This window comes from Pseudomonas sp. KBS0710, from assembly GCF_005938045.2.
Lineage (GTDB): Bacteria > Pseudomonadota > Gammaproteobacteria > Pseudomonadales > Pseudomonadaceae > Aquipseudomonas.
Genome location: NZ_VCCF02000001.1, coordinates 2,079,081 through 2,097,648, shown reverse-complemented (window position 1 = coordinate 2,097,648; position 18,568 = coordinate 2,079,081). Strand labels below are relative to the sequence as shown.

The window sequence follows — 18,568 nt, the reverse complement described above, 5'->3', positions numbered from 1 at the left end:
AGGCAAACACACAAGTCAGAGCCGCAGCTTATCAGTCCGACGCGACCGTGCGCATCACCGTTTCCCGGGGCAAGTCGAACGCTTCGACGACTTGCACCACCAGGTCCATCTCCTGGTTCAGCGCTTCGCGTTCCATGCGCTGGCGAATCATGCCAATCACCAATACCGCCAAGGTAGTAATCGAATACGCCGGGCCGGAGAACGCGCGCACGCCCGTGACCAGTAACATCGCCGCCGCCAGCGCCTGGCCCACCACCGGAATTGCCGTGGCCGCGCCGCGCCGCAGCATAAACCCGGTGAACCCCGCCAACGCCGTGCCGCTCAGGGCGGTGGTTGCCGAACGGCCAAGGTCGATGCGTTGGAACAGGCCCTGCTCTTTCTGCGCGGCGGCATTGAGCTCGGCGTCGAAAGCCTGGCGGTCGGCGCTGCTGAGTTTGTCCTTGTACTGCTCAATCAGTTTTTCCGCGACCTGGGCCTCGATATCCGCCAGCCCTATGGTTTCAAGCGGCTCATCAAACTTGATGCCCAGCCGTTGCGCGACATCTTCGGCGATCTGGCGATAACTCACGCCATGACCACGGGCGAGGTTCATAAAGCTGTCACCGCCCATGCGTTGCAATTCGATAGCCAGTTTCAACGGTTCACGCACGTCGGCGTCGATCGAGGCACTGCGTTTTTGCGCCATCATCTCAGCCAGAAACTTAAGCTCCTCAGGGCGGGCCTGCACCAAGGCAGGGAACAGTTCCACGTCCTCCTCGGCAAAACGCACTTCGCTGCTGCGCAGGTCGGCGCGGATCAGGCCACGCCTTTCCTGCAGCAGGTCGGTGTACTGCACCACGGTTTTCAACTGCGGCCAGTACGCTGCGTGGTCGAAGGTGGCCAGGTGCACATTGGTGACCTTGGCCTTGAGCGCGGGCGTGACGTCGATCGCATACCGGCCTATGCAGCGCTCGGTGTCCGGTTTTATCGCCAGCGCCCAGTCCTTGCTGGAGTAGCAGTTGATCACGCGGCCCTTGAGGGCTGCCGACACTTCATCCCAGGGGCTGGACGTGCTGATGGCGCCGCCCATCAGCAACACATTGTTGAGCGGCAATTGGCGGGCGACCTCGGGGCTGGCCAGCAGACTCTTGACCAGGATACGCGCGCCAAGGGAATGCCCGATCAGGTTGATGCGCCGCACCGGCAGCGCTTCGCCGTGCAGGTAATGGGCAAGTTCAGGCAACAACGTCTTGGCCACTTCATCGACACGCGCCTCGACACTTTTGTAATGGTCGAGAAAGTAGGCAATCGCACGGCCCACGCCCACAGTTGCCGCGCCCAAGCCGCCACCGCCGAGCATCGCGGTGATCACATCCTTGACCGGTGCAAACAGGTTTTCCAGAAAGTGCCCCGCCGGCCAGAACAGCATCAGGTTGGTCGAGCCCTCGATGCTTGCCAGTTGTTGGGTGAAATTGCCCAGTTGCTGGCGATTGAAGAACGCCGAGTAACCGTGAACATAGAGATTGAGCACATCCCCCTGAGGCTCGCCACACAACAGGAACGTGGGCTTGCGGGTGCGGTGCATTTCATCCCACTGGTGTTGCATGGGCCGGTGACTCCTGATGACGGTGGGCGGCGATAGTAACAAAGCAGGGCCGCCTGTAAGGTGAATCCTGACCAGCGTGTGAGTTTTTCAGAACAATGACACGGCCTTGGACTTGGCCAGGTAGCGCGCCGGGGAATCGCCCAGGTGCCGGCGAAACACCGCGGTGAAGGCGCTGGGGCTGCTGAAGCCCAATGCAAACGCAACCTCGGTGATCGAAGCGCCGTGGCTGAGTTGCGCGGTGGCCTCCAGCAGGCAGACTTGCTGGCGCCAGGCCACGAAGGTCATGCCGGTGCTTTCCTGGAAATGCCGGGTAAAGGTCCGCCGACTCATGCTCGACCAACCCGCCATTTGATCGAGGGACACGGTTTGCGCGGGCGCGTCCAGAAAGCGCTGGCATGCCTGTGCCAAGCGCGGTTCAGCGGGCAACGGCGCACTGAGGGGCAAGGCCGGCAGCGTACCGATTTCGTCGATCAACAGCGTCAATACGCAGTGCCGCCGCACCTCGGACGTTGCCGATGCCCCGCACGTCAACGCGGCTTCCAAAAGATGCCTGAGCAGTGGCGACACCTCGAACACCTGGCAGTGGCCCTGCAACCCTGCGCGCTCGGCCGCTTGTGCATCAAGGTAAGTATTGAGCATCACCACATCGCCGCGCATGTGCATTTCATGGGCAATGCCACCGGGGACCCAGATGGCCCGCTGCGGCGGCACCACCCAGTTGCCCAGGTCGGTGAACATTCTTAACGCGCCGGTGGAGGCATAGGCAAACTGGCCGCGCGGGTGCGTATGCCGGGCAAACACGCTGCCGGACGGGTATTTACGCAGGGTCACAAGCGCTTCGGGGTCGTTATCGTCAAAGGTCGGAATCATGGCCCGATCTTGTCAAAGTATGACCTGACATAGCAAGCGGGCCATACGCCTGAGCCGTAGCATTCACCCCTTTGAAGCAACCGGTTCAAAGGAACGTCCATGCACAAGAAACACCTGGCACTTGCCCTGTTGGTCACGCTGGCTTGGGGGCTGAATTTTCCCATCACCAAACTGGGCCTGCGGGCCATCGACCCGTTTGTACTCACCGGCCTGCGCTTTGCCCTCGCCGCCTTGCCGTGGGTGTTCTTCATCAAGCGCCCCGCCGTGCCATTCGGTTATGTGGCGGCCTATGGCGTGATCTTCGGCTTGGGTATGTGGGGGGTGATCAACTATGGCATCCAGCTTGGGGTGAGCCCGGGGATTGCCTCTTTGCTCATCCAGCTCAGCGTGTTTTTCACCCTGGGTTGGGGCTGTGTGTTGTTCAAGGAGAAAATTCGCGGCGCACAGTGGGCCGGAGCTTTTCTGGCCTTGATTGGATTAGCCGGGATCATCGCCAACCAGCAAGGCGAACACGCCGTGCTCGGCGTGCTGATGATTGTGTTCAGCGCACTGGCGTGGAGCATCGGTAACGTCATTATCAAGACGTCAGGGGTTAAGGAAATTTTTTCGTTCATGGTGTGGGCCAGTCTGTTTCCACCAATCCCGCTGTTCCTGATGGCCTGGTGGGTGCACGGCGACGCGGCGTTCGTAAGCCTCCCCGCCAACCTCGACCTCACCGCCGTAGGGTCGCTGCTGTTTCAGGTTTACCTGGCCACGCACTTTGCCTATTGGGGCTGGAACACCTTGCTCAAGGCGTACCCGGTATCCACGGTAGCGCCGCTGTCGCTGCTGATTCCGGTGTTCGGCATTGCCAGTTCGATGTTGATACTGGGTGAGCGTGTTTCCACAGCCAATCTGATTTTCATCGCCGTCATCATCATTGGCCTGGCAGTCGGGCTGTATCGCAAACCGATTGTGCACACCTATAGATAGTCATACCAAAAAATCGGGATTCTGTTCGCGCATCCGCTCCACTAGCCTCCGTCAGGTCTAGTACTGAACCGAGGAAGCACCATGAGCACGCCTGAATTTTTTGTCACCCCGGGTTATGGCGATACCCTGCGCAAACACCTGCACTATTCCCAAGCGGTAAAAGTCGGTAACCGCGTAGAAACGTCAGGCCAGGGCGGCTGGGACGATGAGTTGCAGATCCCCGCCGACCTCAGCGAAGAAATCGCCCAGGCCTTTCACAACCTGGACCGCACCCTGGCGACCGCCGGCGCGGGTTGGGAGCATGTGATTCACGTCAACTCCTACCATGTGGGCGGGTTTGCACCTGAGGTCAACGAAGCAATGGTCGAGCAATACCGGCGCTATATGCCCAACCATGCGCCGATCTGGACCCAAATCGGCGTCGAGGCCCTGGGACTGCCAACCATGCGCGTGGAGATACGCGTCACCGCGATTATTCCTTGACCCCAAACGTGCGGATCACCCACTCGGTAAACACCTTGAGCCGTGCACTTTGATGGCGGTTGGGTGGGTAGAGGATATGCAAAGGCGTGGCCGGGCGTGACCAACCCGGCAGCACCTCAACCAACTGGCCGGTGTCGAGGTAGTACTGCACGATCGATTTGAAGTGCTGCCCCACACCAAGGCCCGCGAGCAGCATTTCCTTGAGGCCGTTGCCTTCGTTAGTTGAAAAGGCGTAGTCGTTGACCTCGATACGTTGCTGGCCCTGCTCAAAAATCAGCGGCTCCGGCTTGCCCGACCCAGCAAAAAAATAGCCGGCCTTGAGGTGGTTGTTTACGAGGTCTTCAGGCGAATTCGGCAAGCCCCTGCGCGCCACGTAACTGGGCGCCGCACAGGTCAGGTATTCAAGGTCGGCCACCTTGCGCCCGATCATCGCCATGTCTTCCAGCTTGCCAGCACGAATCACGCAATCGGCGCCCTCCCCGACGATATTCACCGCACGGTCGCTGATGCCCAAGGCGATGGTGATATCAGGGTACTCACGATGAAAGCCCACCAGCGCCGGAATCAGCAGGCAGTTGGCAAACGAGGCCGGTGCGTCCACGCGCAGGTGCCCACCGGGCCTTAGGATCTGCCCGCGTGCGGCGCTGTCCACTTCATCCAGCTCAGCCACCAGCCGTCGCGCATGACTGTAATATTCCAGCCCTTCAAGCGTGGGCGCCAGAGCGCGGGTGGTACGGTGCATCAGCTGGGTGCCCAGGTGTTTTTCCAGGTCAGTGATGAGTTTGCTGACGGTGGAGCGTGGCAGCGCCAACTGGTCGGATGCACGGCTGAATGAACCGGTGTCGACAACACGGACGAAGGCGCGCATGGCCAGGAGCTGATTCATCGGGGTGGTCCACTGTGACTTAGTGAGCGAAGTTGTCGATCTTGACCTGGCCATCCGGGAACGTCGCGATGATTTCCAATTCACCGCCCATTGCCCGGATGTAGTCACGCAGCGTGCTGATGTACATATCGGTACGCCGCTCCATCTTGGAAACCGCCGCTTGGTTGATATTTAACGCCTTGGCCAGGCTTTCCTGGCTCAGCTGTTGGGCTTTGCGCAGCTCGTGCAGGGGCATTTCCTTGAGGTGCTGGCGGAACAGTAGCTCGGCCTCGGCACGCGACTCCGGGGTCATGCGCGCTTGAAGTTCAGCGAATTTTTTAGCCATGGTTACGGGCCTCTTTACGCAATGTTTGCAAATGGATGTCGTACACATTTTCCGCCAAGGGCACATGTACCTCGTACCACCTGGAGTGGGCGGATTTATCGCCGCCGATCAGCAGGACAGCGCAGCGCCTGGGATCAAATGCATACAGCACTCGATAGGGCCGGCCGGCATGCTTGACCCGCAGTTCCCGCAGGTTGCCATGCCGGGAACCCTTGATATCACTGGTGTGGGGGAAGCCCAGCCCAGGCCCGAAAAGCCCCAGCAGATCAACGCTGGCAGACACAGAGACTTGCTCCTTTGCGCCCAGCTCATCCCACCATTGTGCGAATTCATCCGTGTATTCAACGTCCCAGTCCATGCGAATATGCCACCTAAGGAATATAAACTCAAGGGCATACTTTAGATTCGGACAAGGCAGTATTGCCAGTCGGGTTCCAGGCGAAATTGTTTGTACATCCTTCTGACCAGACGCAGGGCAACAACCCGGCCACCTGCGCCAAAGATCGAATAGCGTTAAGAAATATTTCCCAAAAAAAACCGCCCTTTCGGGCGGTTAAAAGTACTCGGCTTTGATCAGAAACCGAGGGAGAAGCTGATCGTCATCGCATGGTCTTTATCGTTGCGCGACAGCTGGCCGGAATAGCCCAGGCCCAACTTGCCGTTCTGACTGATCTGGTAGTCCAGGCCTGCTTCCACCACCGCGCTGTCCTTGGCGATCGGCACACCTTGGGTGCTGAACGATGCGCCGCCGTTGACAAAGCTCAGGTCGGCATCCGGCTTGGTGTCGCCAAAGGCATGACGCCAGCCGATGCTGCCCCGTGGGGTGATTTTCGAGCCGTTGCCCAGGGTGATGGTCTGGCCGATACGCACGCCCAGGGTCGAGAAGGTCACGTCCTGATCGGCATCGCCGCGCAGGGCCGCCGAGCCGCCTTTTTCCTTGAGGGTGTCGCTGTCGTAGTTGACGTAGGCCAGGCCGGCGAACGGTTCTACCACCACCTTGCCGGTTTCAATGGTGTAGCCCACTTCACCGAACACTTGTGCGCTGCGCGCTTTGTAGTCGGCTTTGAGGCGTTGGCCCACGCCACCTACGGCCACGTCGCGTTTGCTTTCGATGTCGTGCCAGCTGTACGCCACGCCCATGCGAGCGGCGAAGGCTTCCTGCTGGTACGCGGTGTAGGCCATCAAGTGGTAGCTGTCGACGTCGGCGCTGGAGCTGCGGCGCTTGGCGTCCAGGTCGCTGCGGGTGTAGCCGGCGGCCACACCGACGCGCCAGGCGTCATCCACTTGTTTGTCGGTGCCGAGCAGGAAGCCGCCGAGGTTGCGGTCCAGTTTGGCGGTGTTGCTGTCGCCGCCCATGTGACCCCAGGTGCCCAGTACGCGCATCCAGCCGACCATCTCGCCGTGGCAACCGGCGCTGCTCAGGCGGTTTTCGCTGGGCGCCAGGCTGTTGCGTGGGTCGTCTTCGCGGTAGCAGCCCGGTTGGCGCAAGCGCTCGTTGACAGCGTCCCGCACGTAACGTGAGTCTTCAAGCATGGCACTGGCGGTGCTGGCGTGAATCTCCCCGGACAAGCTGTCGAAGGCGGCACGCGCCCCGGCGGCATCGGAGTTGAGCAGCGCATTCTGCACCGTTGCGCCACCCACCGCAGCACCGCTGTCCAACGCGGCGGCCACGCCACGTTGGTTACCGGTAGCAGCCACGCTGGCGTAGCTGACGTTGTTGCGGCTAACCGCCAGCGCCACCTGAGTCGGGCTGTAGTTCAACGCGGTATTGAGGAATGCCAGGTTCTCCAGGTTGGTGGTGCTGAAGGTACCGTTCACCGCGCCCGCCGTGAGCAGCGTGTAGGTAGCCGGGCCGGCGTACGGCGCCAGGTTGACCACATTCAGGCTGCCGCCCAGGTTCGCCGTCCCACCCACGGCCAGGGAACTGGTCACCGAAGGCGTGATCACCAGATTCAGCGCACCGGTACTGCCGTTAGTGAAGTTACCAGCCACCGTCAGCTTGCCGTTATCAGGTGTGACGCTGCCGTTGTTGACCAACGCGCCGACACTGCCGTTGCCGGTCAGGCCCGCGCCGTTGGCGACGCTCACCTGCCCACCGAACACCGTGCCTGGGTTGGCCGCGTTGCCGACTTGCAGTACGCCCTGGTCCACCGCCACGGTGCCGCTGAACGGCTGATTGCCGGTCAGCAACAGCGCGCCTGCGCCTTGTTTGGTGATGTTGCCGGTTCCGCTCAGTACGCCATTAAAGGTGCCGTTAGTGGGTTGCACAAACAGCAGCTGCGCATTGTTGAGGATGCGACCCTGCAAGCTCAGCGTGTTACCGGCCAGCGTACCGCCACTGACGGTAGTGCCACCGGAGTAGGTGTTGGCGCCGGTCAACAGCAAGGTGCCGGCATCAAGTTTGTTGATCGCCCCGGCCCCCACGATTGGCGCGGCCACTTCGGTAGTGACGCCCGAATTGACACGCACCACTGCGGTACCGGTTGGCGACAACGTGCCACCTGCGCCTGCCGTCAGCGTGTAACCAGGGTCAAGGAATTGCAGGCCAGTAAAGCCTTGGTTACCGACCACGGTGACCGTACCGCCCTGCCCGCCGAACACGGCGAACTGGTTGTTCGACACCTGGCCCTGGGTGCCGGTTGGATCGGTCCAGTTGGTGCCTGGGCCCCAGGTGCCGCTGCCGCCAGTGATGGTGCCGTCCGGGTTGGTGGTGCCGCCGTTCCAGAACTGGATTTGCCCTGGCGTGGTTTGCACCAGCAGGTTCAGTTGGTTGGCCAGCGACGTTTGCAGGCTCAGGTTGCCCAGGCCGACCGGCAGCGAGCCGAGGGTCAGGCCGTTGTCGGTCAAGGCGCCGCCGTAGCGGAACAGTTGATAAACGCCGAGGCCAAAGCCACCGGCATCGGTAACGTTGAGGGTGCCGTCGAGGGTCAGGTTACCCGCCACATTCACCGCCGTGGTGGACGCGCCGGGTGCGCCGAGGGCGAAGTCCAGGGCGGTACCCGACGACAACGCCAGCGAACCCACCGACAGAGGTGTTGCCGCACCTGCCTTGAGGGTCGAGCCATCGGCCATCGTCACCGCGCCGCCCAGGCTGCCGCTGCCGCCGAGGGTTGCGCCGCTGGCCACCTGCACCGCTGCGCTGTTCAAGCTGCCGTTGACCAGCAGGCTGCCGGCGTTGACGTTAGTGTTGCCGGTGAAGGTGTTATTGCCGCTCAACAGCAACGCGCCGGTGCCGGTTTTATTCAGCACGCCTGCGCCGGTGAGGTTACCGGTGTAGGTGCCATCGGTGCCCTGTTCGAAGGTCAGGGCAGCATTGTTGGCTATCGCGCCTTGCAGGCTGTTGGTGTTGCCGGTGGTGGTGCCACCGTTAAGAGTGGTGCCGCCGCTGTAGGTGTTGGCGCCGGTCAACAGCAGCGCGCCGTTGCCGTTTTTCACCAGGCTGCCGGTGCCGCTGACCACGCCGTTGAGGGCCAGGTCATGGCTGCCGGCCAGGGTCAGCGGGCCGCCCAGGCTGATGGCGTTGGCCAGTTGCAGGTCGGTGTTGCCATCCAGCGCCGCAGCGCCGCCCACAGTGAGTGCGCCGCTGCCCAGTGCGGCGTTATTGCCCAGGATCAGTTGTCCGGCATTCAGGCCGGTGCCACCGCTGTAGGTGTTGGCGCCGTTGAGGGTCAGGGTTGCCGCGCCTTTTTTCAGCAGGCTGCCATTGCCGCTGATACCGCCGTTAAGCGTCAGCGCATTGCTGCCACCGATGGCCAGTGCACCATTGAGTACCGCCGCGTTGCCAAGTGTGACGGCGGCGTTGCTGTCCAGAGTGGTGCCGTCGGCCGCCGTCAGTGCGCCACTGCCCAGCGCACTGTTGCTGCCAACCACCAAGGTGCCGCCATTGAGCGCGGTGCCGCCGGTGTAGGTGTTGTTGCCGTTAAGCACCAAGGTGCCAGTGTCAAGTTTGGCCAGGGTGCCGGCGCCGCCGAGGGTGACGCCCAGGGTTGCGGTGGCGTTCGGGTCGACACGGATCGCCGTGTTGCCGGTGCCGCCATTCACCAGGTTGAGCACGCCGGCCGTGCCCGAGGCCAGGTTGTAGCCATCGGTGACGAACTGCAGGCCGGTGATGTTTTGCGTACCGTCAACCGTCACGTTGCCCGCTGTGCCCTGGAACACTGCAAAGCTGTTGTTCCAGTTCTGGTTCAGGGTGCCGTCAACGTTGGTCCAGTTGGTGGCGCCCGTGCTCCAGGTGCCGTTGCCGCCGTCGATAGCGCCGTTGCCGATCAGGTTGGCGCCGTCCCAGAACTGCACAGTAGTATTGGGCGCCGTAACCAGCAGGTTGACCTTGTTGCTGATGGCCGTCTGCACTTGCACATCACCCGGAATCACACTGCCCGGCAACGTGCCGAGGGCCAGGCCATTATTGGTGAGTGCCCCGCCATAGTTGATGATGTTGTAGACGCCGCTGCCAAAGCCGCCGATATCAGTGACATTGAGCTTGCCGCCCAAGGTCAGATCGCCGCCGACATTCAGCAGCCCGCTGCCACCGCCCACCACCGGCACACCGAGGCCGACGTCCAGGTTGGCGTTATTGCCCAGCACCAGCGAGCCCACCGACAGCGTGCTGCCGGAGGTCAGGCCGATATGCCCGCCATCGGCCACCGTTACCGCGCCCGTCAATGAGCCAATACCGCCAAGCGTCGCGCCGCTGTTCACCGCCACTGTGCCGCTGGCCAGCGACCCGCTGACATTCAAGGTGCCGCCATTGACGTTGGCGGCGCCACTGATGCCATTGGTGCCGCTCAGGTTGAGCACACCGCTGCCGTTTTTATCCAGGTTACCGGCGCCATTGAGCGTACCGGCGAAGGTGTTATCAAGGTTGCTGCCACCCACCGCCAGCGTACTGCCGCCCGCGACTTGAACAGCACCGTTGCCGGCCAAGGTATTGAGACTGGCATTGCCACCCAGGTTGAGGCTGGCACCGCTGCCGACGTTGACGCCGGAGGTGTTGCCCAGCGCGCCGTTGCCCACGGTGGTCACACTGCCGCCAAGCACATTGAGTGGGCCGGTGAAGGTGTTGCTACCACTGAGCAGCAAGTCCGCCGCGCCATTTTTGATCAGCGCCGCATTGCCCGCCAGCACACCGGCCAGGGCCAGGTTATTGTTGCCGGCCACACTGAGGTCAGCGTTCAGGTTGACAGCGTTCGCCAGTACCAGCGGCACGCTGTTGTCCAACGTACTTGCGCCAGTGACGGTCAAGGCGCCGGAACCCAGACCCGTGGCATTGCCGACCGTCAGCGTACCGGCCGCGAGGGTGGTGCCGCCGCTGTAGGTATTGGCGCCGTTGAGGGCCAGGTTGGCGTTGCCGTTCTTGATCAGCGACCCGCTGCCATCGACCACACCGCCAAGCGCCAGGTCGTTGCTGCCCACTACGGTCAGCGCAGCATTGAGCGTGGTGTTATTGCCCAGCGTCACTGCGGCACTGGTATCCAGCGTCGCTGCGCCGTTGACGGACAGGCTGCCGGTGCCGAGTGCCGAACCATTGCCCAGTACCAAGCCACCTGCGTTCAACTGCGTACCGCCGAGGTAAGCATTGTTGCCGTTGAGTGTCAGGTTGCCCGCCCCACTTTTAGCCAGGCTGCCAGCCCCGGTGACCAACCCATCAAGGGTCAGGTCGGCGCTGCCGAGAATGCCCAGGTTGCCCGCCAGGTTCACGGCGTTTGCCAGGGTGGCTGCACTGCTGGTATCGAGCGTGGTGCCTGCCGCCGCATTCAGCGCGCCGGTGCCCAGCGCAGTGTTAGAGGCCAGGATCAACCCGCCGGCGTTCAGTGCAGTTGGTCCTGCATAGGTATTGTTGCCACTTAAGGTCAGGCTGGCGATGCCATTTTTAATCAGGCTGCCGGTACCGGCCACAGTGCCGGCCAAAGTCAGCGCGTTGCTGCCGCCGACCGTCAGCGTGCCGTTGACGTTCACATCATTCGCCAGGATTACAGCGGCATTGCTGTCCAGCGTGGTGCCATTGGACGTGGTCAACGCACCGCTGCCCAAGGCGCTGTTATTACCGACCACTAACGTACCGCCATTGAGCGCGGTGCCGCCGGTGTAGGTATTGGCACCATTGAGTACCAAGGTGCCCGCATCCAGCTTGGCCAGAGTGCCGCCGCCATTGAGGGTGACGCCCAAGGTAGCGGTGGCACCCGGGTCAACGCGCACGGCGGTGTTGCCACCGGTGCCGTTGAACAAGGTCAAGGCCCCCGCCGTGCCGCCGACCACGTTGTAGCCGTCAGTGACGAATTGCATGCCGGTAATCGCTTGGGCGCCGTCGACGGTGACGGTTCCCGCCGTGCCCTGGAAGACCGCAAAGCTGTTCGGGGTCCAGGCGGCGTTGAAGGAACCGTTCACGCCTGTCCAGTTGGTGGCGGCGGTTGTCCAGGTACCGCTGCCGCCCTCGATGCTGCCGTTCCCGGTAGTCTGGCTACCGTCCCAGAACTGTACGGTGGTGTTGCCGTTGACCAGCAGGTTGATCTGGTTGCCGATCGCCGTTTGCAGGTCCAGGTCGCTGGCCGGGATATTCACCGGCAGGCTGCCCAGTTGCAGGCCGTTGTTGGTCAGGCCGCCGGTGTAGTCGATCAACCGGTAGATACCAGGGCCAAAGCCACCGATATCGCTGACATTAAGGGTGCCGTCCAGCGTCAGGTTACCGCCCACATGAATCAGGGCCGTGCCGCCGGTAGAAGGTGCGCCGAGCCCGGCATCGAGGTTGGAGTTGGCATTGAGTACCAGCGAGCCGAGCGTCAGGGTATTGCCCGAGTTGACGGCCAGGTGGCCGCCATCGGCAATGTTCACACTGCCCAGCACACTGCCGGTGCCGCCGAGGGTGGCACCGCTGGCCACGCCCACGTTCACACTGGCCAGCGAGCCGTTGACCAGCAGGCTGCCGGCGTTGACCTGGGTGTCACCGGTCAACACGCTGAGGCCGCCGAGGGTCAAGGCGCCACTGCCGATTTTGTTGAGACCGCCCAGCCCGGCGAGTACGCCGCCGAACGTGCTGTCGAGGTTATTGCTGCCAACGCTCAAGGTGCTGCCGGTGCCGACAACGGCCACGCCGTTGCCGGTGAGTTCACCCAGGCTGGCCGAACCGCCGAGGTTCAATTGCGTGCCACCGCCCAGGTTGACCCCGGCGCCTGCGCCCAGCGCGCCATTGCCCACGGTGGTCAGGCTGCCGGATTGCACATCGAACAGGCCGGAGAAGGTGTTGTTGCCGGTGAGGGCCAGGTCGCCAGTGCCGGTTTTGATCAGATTGGCGCTGCCCCCCACCACACCCGCCAGCGTCAGGTTGTTATTCAGGCTGCCCACCGTCAGGTTGGCGTTGAGGTTGACCGCATTGGCCAGCACCAGTGGCGTGCCATTGCTAAGGTTGGCCGCGCCGCCCACCGTCAAGGCGCCCGTCCCGAGCGCTGTCGCGGTGCCCAGGGTCAAAGTACCCGCATTGAGGGTCGTGCCGCCGCTGTAGACGTTGGGGCCATTGAGGGTCAGGTTGGCAGCGCCGTCCTTGATCAGCGTGCCAGTGCCGGTGAGCAGGCCGCCGAGAGTCAGGTCATTGTTGCCTGCCACCGTCAAGGCCGCGTTCAGCACAGCACCATTGCCGATGCTCAGCGCGCTGCTGTTATCCAGCGTCGACGCGCCGCCGACAGTCAGATTGCCCAGGCCCAGCGCGAGGTTGTTACCCAGGGTCAAGGTGCCCGCGTTCAGCGTCATGCCGCCAAGGTAGGTATTGGCACCATTGAGGATCAGGTTGGCTGCGCCATTTTTTGTCAGGCTGCCGGCACCATTGATTGCACCGCCCAAGGTCAGCTCAGCCGTGCCGCCGATACCCAGGTTGCCGGCCAGATTGATCGCGTTATTAACAGTGATCGCCGTGCTGGCATCCAGCGTGGTGCCGCCTGCTGCATTCAACACGCCAGCGCCCAAGGCATTGTTGGCGGCCAGGATCAGCCCACCTGCATTGAGGGCCACCGGCCCCAGGAAGGTGTTACTCGCGCCCAGGGTCAAAGTGGCCGCGCCGTTTTTGACCAGGCCGCCAGCGCCGCTGATCACACCATTGAGGGTCAGCGCGTTGCTGCCCGCGACAGTGGTGTCGCCGTTCAAGAGCAGCGTGTTGTCCAAGGTAATTGCCGCGTTGCTGTCCAGTGTCGTCCCGGCCGCTGTCGTCAACAGGCCGCCGCCCAGTGCCGTATTGCTACCGACGATAAGCGTACCGCCATTAAGCAAGGTGCCGCCGGTGTAGGTGTTGGTGCCGTTAAGCACCAGGGTACCGGTGTCGAGCTTGTTGAGGGTGCCGGCGCCATCGATATTGACGCCAATGGTCGCAGTTGCGCCGGGATCAACACGCATCGATACATTGCCGGAGCCACCATTGATCGCGGTCAATTGCCCGCCCACACCGCTGACCAGGTTGTAGCCATCGGTCGCAAACTGCAGGCCGGTGAAGGCTTGCGGGCCTTGCACAGTGACGGTGCCCGCCGCCCCGGTAAACACCGCAAAACCGCTGGCCCACGGTGAGTTGGTCAGGCCATCGGCGGACGTCCAGTTGGTACCGCCTGCCGTCCAGAGGCCAGTGCCGCCATCCACCACGCCATTGGCGATAGCTTGGCTGCCGTCCCAGAAGCGGATATGGGGCGCCGACACCACCAGGTTGACCTGGTTGCCGACCGAGGTTTGTACCAGCAGATCGCCGAGGCCATAACCCACGGGAACACCGGCTACCGTCAGCCCACCGGTCAGGCCGCCGGTGTAGTTGATCAGGCGATAGGTACCCGCGCCAAAACCACCGGCATCGGTGACGTTCAGGTTGCCGGCGAGCGCCACGTTACCGCCGACATTGAGCAAGGACGTGAGGGATGGCGCACCGAGGGCGACATCCAGGTTGCCACCGGCGACCATGTTCAGCGCACCGGCCGACAGGGTATTGCCGCTGCTCAAGGCCAGATGGCCGCCGTTATTGACATTCAACGCACCCAATAACGATCCGGTACCGGTCAGCGTACCGCCGTTGTTGACATTGACCTGGGCACTGGCCAGGGAGCCGCTGAGGTTCAAGGTGCCCGCATTGATCGCGGTGTTGCCAGTGACGCCATTGATGCCGGTAAGGTTAAGAGTGCCGGTGCCGACCTTGATCAGCCCGCCTGTACCACTCAAGTCTCCATCAAACGTACTGGTGGTGTTGACCCCGCCGACGGTCAAGGTGTTGGCGCCACTCAGTTGTACGCTACCGCTGCCGCTCAAGCCAGCCAGGCCGACGTCGGCGCCCAGGTTGACCCCGGCGCCCGCACTCACATTCACCCCGGAGGTGCTGCCCAAGGCATTGGCGTTGAGCAGTGTCAGGCTGCCGGAGACCACGTCCACGGCGCCGGTGAAGGTGTTGTTGCCGGCCAGGGCCAGGTCGGACAAGCCATTTTTGATCAGGGTGCCAGCGCCACTGACCACGCCGTTGAAGCTCAGGTCGTTGTTGCCGGCGACTGTGAGGTCAGCGTTCAGCGCAATGGCATTGCCGAGGCCAAAGGACGCGCTGTTGTCCAGGGTCGCCGCGCCGCCGACGGTCAAGGCACCACTGCCCAGGCCATTGGCGTTGCCCAGGGTCAAGGACCCGGCGTTGAGCGTGGTGCCGCCACTGAAAGTGTTGTTGCCGTTGAGGGTCAGGTTGGCCAGGCCATTTTTGGTCAGCGGCCCAGCCCCATTGAGCACGCCCGCCAGGGTCAGGTTATTGGTACCGCCTACGGTCAACCCGGCGTTGAGCACAACGTTGTTGCCCAGGTTGAATGCCGCGCTGCTGTCCAGCGTCGACGCGCCGCCAACCGTCAAGTTACCCAGACCCAGGGCTGAGTTGGAGCCAGCCGTGAGGGTGCCAGCATTGAGCGTGGTGCCCCCGAGGAAATTGTTGGGGCCGTTGAGTAACAGGTTGGCGGCGCCGTTTTTGGTCAGGCTGCCAGCGCCATTGATCGTACCGGCCAGCGTCAGGTCGGCGGTGCCGCTGATGCCCAGGTTGCCGGCCAGATTGACTGCGTTGTTCAACGTGGCAGCCGTGTTGGCATCCAGCGTGGTCCCGCCTGCCGCATTCAACGCCCCGGCGCCCAGCGCGCCGCTCGCCCCCACCACCAGCTTGCCGGTATTCAACGCCGTGTTGCCCAGGTAGGTGTTCGCGTGGTTGAGCACCAGGTCGCCCGTGCCGTTTTTGATCAGGCCGCCGACGCCGGCCACCGTGCCGCCCAGGGTCAGTGGATTCACACCGGCGATGGTCAGGTTGCCGCCCAGATTGACGTTGTTGCCAAGGCTCACCGCTGCACCGCTTTGCAACGTGGTGCCTGCCGCCGCGTTCAATGCGCCGGTGCCGATTGCCGTGTCAGACCCGACCACCAGCGTCCCGATATTCAGCGCAGTGGGGCCGGTGTAGGTATTGGCACCGTTGAGCACAAGGTCGGCCGCACCGTTTTTAATCAGGCCGGCTGCGCCGCTGATGACCCCGCCGAGGGTCAGCGCATTCGTGCCGCCCGCCGTCAGGTTGGCATTCAGGGTAATTGCGTTGTTGAGGCTCAGCGCCGCAGTGCTGTCCAGGCTGCCCGTGCCCGCCACGGTCAGTGCGCCAGTGCCCAGTGCCGCAGCGTTGCCCAGCGTGAGGCCGCCGGCGTTCAACAGCGTGCCGCCTTGATAGGTGTTGGCGGCACCGAGCACCACATTGGCCACGCCGTTTTTGATCAGCGCCGAAGTGCCGCTGATCACGCCGCTCAATGTCAGTGGGTTGGTGCCGACCAGGGCCAGGTTGGCGCCCAGGTCGATGGCATTGGCCAGGTTGACCCCACCGCCGTTGTCCAGCGCCGCAGCGCCGGTCACATTCAATGCACCAGTGCCCAGTGCGGCGTTGTTGCCAACGCTCAAGGTGCCGGCACTGAGCGTGGTACCGCCCTGGAAGGTGTTCACGCCGTTGAGGTTCAACGTCGCGGCGCCGGTCTTGGTGAGGCCGCCGGTGCCGCCGACGACGCCAGTGAGGCCGAGGTTATTGCTACCGGCAATATTCAGGTTGCCGGTCAGGTTCAGCGCATGGTTGACGATCAAGGCTGCGCTGGAATCCAAGGTGGTGTTGTCAGCGGTGTTCAACGTGCCGCCAACCCCCAGGGCCGTGTTATTGCCCAGCGTGAGGGTGCCGGCATTGAGGTTGGTGTCGCCGGTAAAGGTGTTGGCGCCGCTGAGCGTCAACCCGGCGGTACCGTTTTTGTTCAGGCTGCCCGCGCCGGAAATCACCCCGCCTAGGCCGAGTGCCTGGCTGCCGCCCAAGGTCAGGGCGCCGGTCAGGTTGACCGCGTTGGCGAGCGTGACCGCTGTCGTGGTATCCAGCGAAGTGCCCGCAGCCGTGTTCAGCGCGCCCGTACCCAGAGCAGTGTTGGAGCTGAGCAGCAAGCCGCCGGCATTCAGCGACGTTACACCGCTGCGTGTGTTGTTGCCGGCCAGGGTCAGCAGGCCCGCGCCGGTTTTGGTCAGGCCGCCAACGCCGGACATCACGCCGCTCAAGGTCAGTGGGTTGGCGTTGACCAGGCTGAGATCGCCGGTCAAGACCACGTTGTTGTTCAGTAACGAGGCGCCGCTGGTGTTCAGGCTGGCAGTGCCCGTCACATTCAGGTTGCCGCTGCCCAAGGCATTGTTATTGCCCAGCACCAGAGTGCCGGCGCCCAGGCTGGTGGCGCCGCTGAAGCCGGTGTTGATGCCATTGAGCGTCAGGCTGCCCGCGCCACTCTGGGTAAGCCCACCGTTGCCGGTAAGGGTGCCGTTCAGGTTCAGCGTACCGGCCACATCGGTGATCAGGTTGCCGGTAAGGGTGAGCGCGTTGGCAAGGTTGACGGTACCGGGCGCTTGCAAGGTGGTTGCCGCCGTGACGTTAACAGCGCCGCTGCCCAGCGCCAGGTCATTGCCCAACTGAACCGAACCGCCGGACAGCGTGGTGGGGCCGGTGTAAGTGTTGGCGGTATTGAGGATCAGTTGCCCCGTGCCCGCCTTGGTCAAGCCGCCAGTGCCCGAGAGCACGCCGCCCAGGGTCAGCCCGGTATTGGCGCCCTGGACGGTCAGCCCGCCGGTACCCAGCGTGAGCAAGTTAGCCAGCGTCAGGTTGTTGGCCGTTGCCTCGATAATCCCGCCATTGGCGGTGATTGCCCCAGTACCGAACGTCGCACTGTTATCGAACTGCGAAATGCCGCCATTGAGCGTGGTGCTGCCGCTGACCAACGGCCCCTGCAGCGTCCAGGTGCCGCCATTGATGGTCAGGTTATTGAAGTTGACATAGGTGGCGCTGGACGCTGTGCCGGTGCCGCTGCTACCGGTGGCGCCGGGGTTTTGCAGGATCAGGGTGTTGCTGCCGTTTGCGCCGCCATCCACCTGGCCGGTGGGGGCAAACGTCAGGTTCACACCTATCAGACCGCCGAGGCTCAGGCCAATACCGCCGCCCGAGGACACGCTCGACCCGGTCACCGCGGTAAAGGTGTTAGTGCTGTTGGCACCCATCGACACGCCGCCGGAAATGATCCCAGTGTTGACGAACGTGTTACCCGCAGCGGACGTCTCGAAGGCAACCCGCCCGGTGAGCGTACCGCTGTTGGTCATGTTGACCTGGCCGCCACCCTGCACGGCGACCACTGGCGTGTCAGAGGCAAACAACGAAAGCCCCAGCAACGAACTGGACCCCAGGGTGCCGGCGTTGGTGAGGTTGGTGGTGCCCCCGACGCCATTGGTGACGTTCAGCGCCGCACCACTCAACGAAGCCAGGTTGAGCCCCAGCAACGCGCCAGTACCGCGGATGATCCCGGTGGCCGTGTTGGTGATGTTCACCGTGCTGGCCGCGGTATTCCCTACCACCACACCGCCACTGAGCACGGATACAAGCCCGAGCAGCGCCGGGTCGATGGTGCCGGAATTGTTCAGTGTGGTGTTGTTACCGGTCAGGTTCAACGCAATGCCGCCCAACGTTGCATTGAGCTGCGCGCCGGGGTTGACGTTGACCGTCAGATTATTCACGGCACTGGAGAAGGTATTCAGAAACAGCGGTAACGACGGCACCCCCGTGCACGTCACCGTGGCGCCCGCCGTGGGGCTTGCGGGCGAACAGGCCGCCATCGCTTGCGGGCTTGCAAGGCCCATCACCAGACCCGCTACGCCGAGGCGGATCGCAAGTGAAAGCGCAGAAATACGAGGTACAACGGCAGTAGCAAGTCTTCTATCCACGCTCAACTCCTTGTGGTCCAAGCCTTTCATCCATGTATGCGTAGAAGCTCAACCTGATTGACCCACACGCATCGAATTCGAGATACCTGACCGTGGTGACAACTGATCCAATTTGTCGAAACGGTAGTAGACCTACAGAAAAGTCATTGAATTAAATGGTATTAATACTTTCGTAAGCGCCGCGTAAGAATGGGATTACAGC

General features: G+C 62.8%; 8 protein-coding genes. 2 read left to right on the top strand and 6 right to left on the bottom strand.

Annotated features, from left to right (window positions below):
- Positions 1 to 31: 31 nt before the first annotated feature.
- Together FFI16_RS09755 and FFI16_RS09750 are read right to left on the bottom strand one after the other, a co-directional pair.
- Positions 32 to 1,585 carry a DUF726 domain-containing protein gene (locus FFI16_RS09755; protein WP_138815103.1) on the bottom strand — a complete coding sequence of 518 codons (1,554 nt, stop codon included), beginning with the start codon at positions 1,583 to 1,585 and terminating at the stop codon, positions 32 to 34.
- A gap of 87 nt (positions 1,586 to 1,672) precedes the next feature.
- Complete coding sequence (locus tag FFI16_RS09750; protein WP_138815102.1) at positions 1,673 to 2,455, bottom strand: helix-turn-helix domain-containing protein; 783 nt, start codon at positions 2,453 to 2,455, stop codon at positions 1,673 to 1,675.
- Positions 2,456 to 2,554: 99 nt separating this feature from the next.
- Between FFI16_RS09750 and FFI16_RS09745 the strand changes: the two genes are divergently transcribed.
- Together FFI16_RS09745 and FFI16_RS09740 are read left to right on the top strand one after the other, a co-directional pair.
- Complete coding sequence (locus FFI16_RS09745) at positions 2,555 to 3,427, top strand: EamA family transporter (RefSeq protein WP_138815101.1); 873 nt, start codon at positions 2,555 to 2,557, stop codon at positions 3,425 to 3,427.
- A gap of 81 nt (positions 3,428 to 3,508) precedes the next feature.
- Entirely contained in the window at positions 3,509 to 3,910 is a 402-nt protein-coding gene (locus tag FFI16_RS09740) for a RidA family protein (RefSeq protein WP_138815100.1), read from the top strand.
- On the opposite strand, the gene FFI16_RS09735 is transcribed toward FFI16_RS09740, so the two are convergent.
- From FFI16_RS09735 to FFI16_RS09720, 4 genes are all read right to left on the bottom strand, one after another.
- A complete protein-coding gene (locus FFI16_RS09735; RefSeq protein WP_138815099.1) occupies positions 3,900 to 4,796 on the bottom strand; it encodes a LysR family transcriptional regulator in 897 nt (298 codons plus the stop codon). The two genes, FFI16_RS09740 and FFI16_RS09735, sit on opposite strands and share 11 nt — an antisense overlap.
- Positions 4,797 to 4,815: 19 nt before the next feature.
- Entirely contained in the window at positions 4,816 to 5,121 is a 306-nt protein-coding gene (locus tag FFI16_RS09730; RefSeq protein WP_138815098.1) for an XRE family transcriptional regulator, read from the bottom strand.
- The gene (locus tag FFI16_RS09725) at positions 5,114 to 5,479 is read right to left on the bottom strand and encodes a type II toxin-antitoxin system RelE/ParE family toxin (RefSeq protein WP_138815097.1); all 366 of its coding nucleotides are present in this window, start codon (positions 5,477 to 5,479) and stop codon (positions 5,114 to 5,116) included. The genes FFI16_RS09730 and FFI16_RS09725 overlap by 8 nt, the downstream gene beginning before the upstream one ends.
- Before the next feature lie 215 nt (positions 5,480 to 5,694).
- Positions 5,695 to 18,366: an autotransporter-associated beta strand repeat-containing protein gene (locus tag FFI16_RS09720; RefSeq protein WP_138815096.1), complete on the bottom strand. Its 12,672-nt coding sequence runs from the start codon at positions 18,364 to 18,366 to the stop codon at positions 5,695 to 5,697.
- Positions 18,367 to 18,568 lie beyond the last annotated feature (202 nt).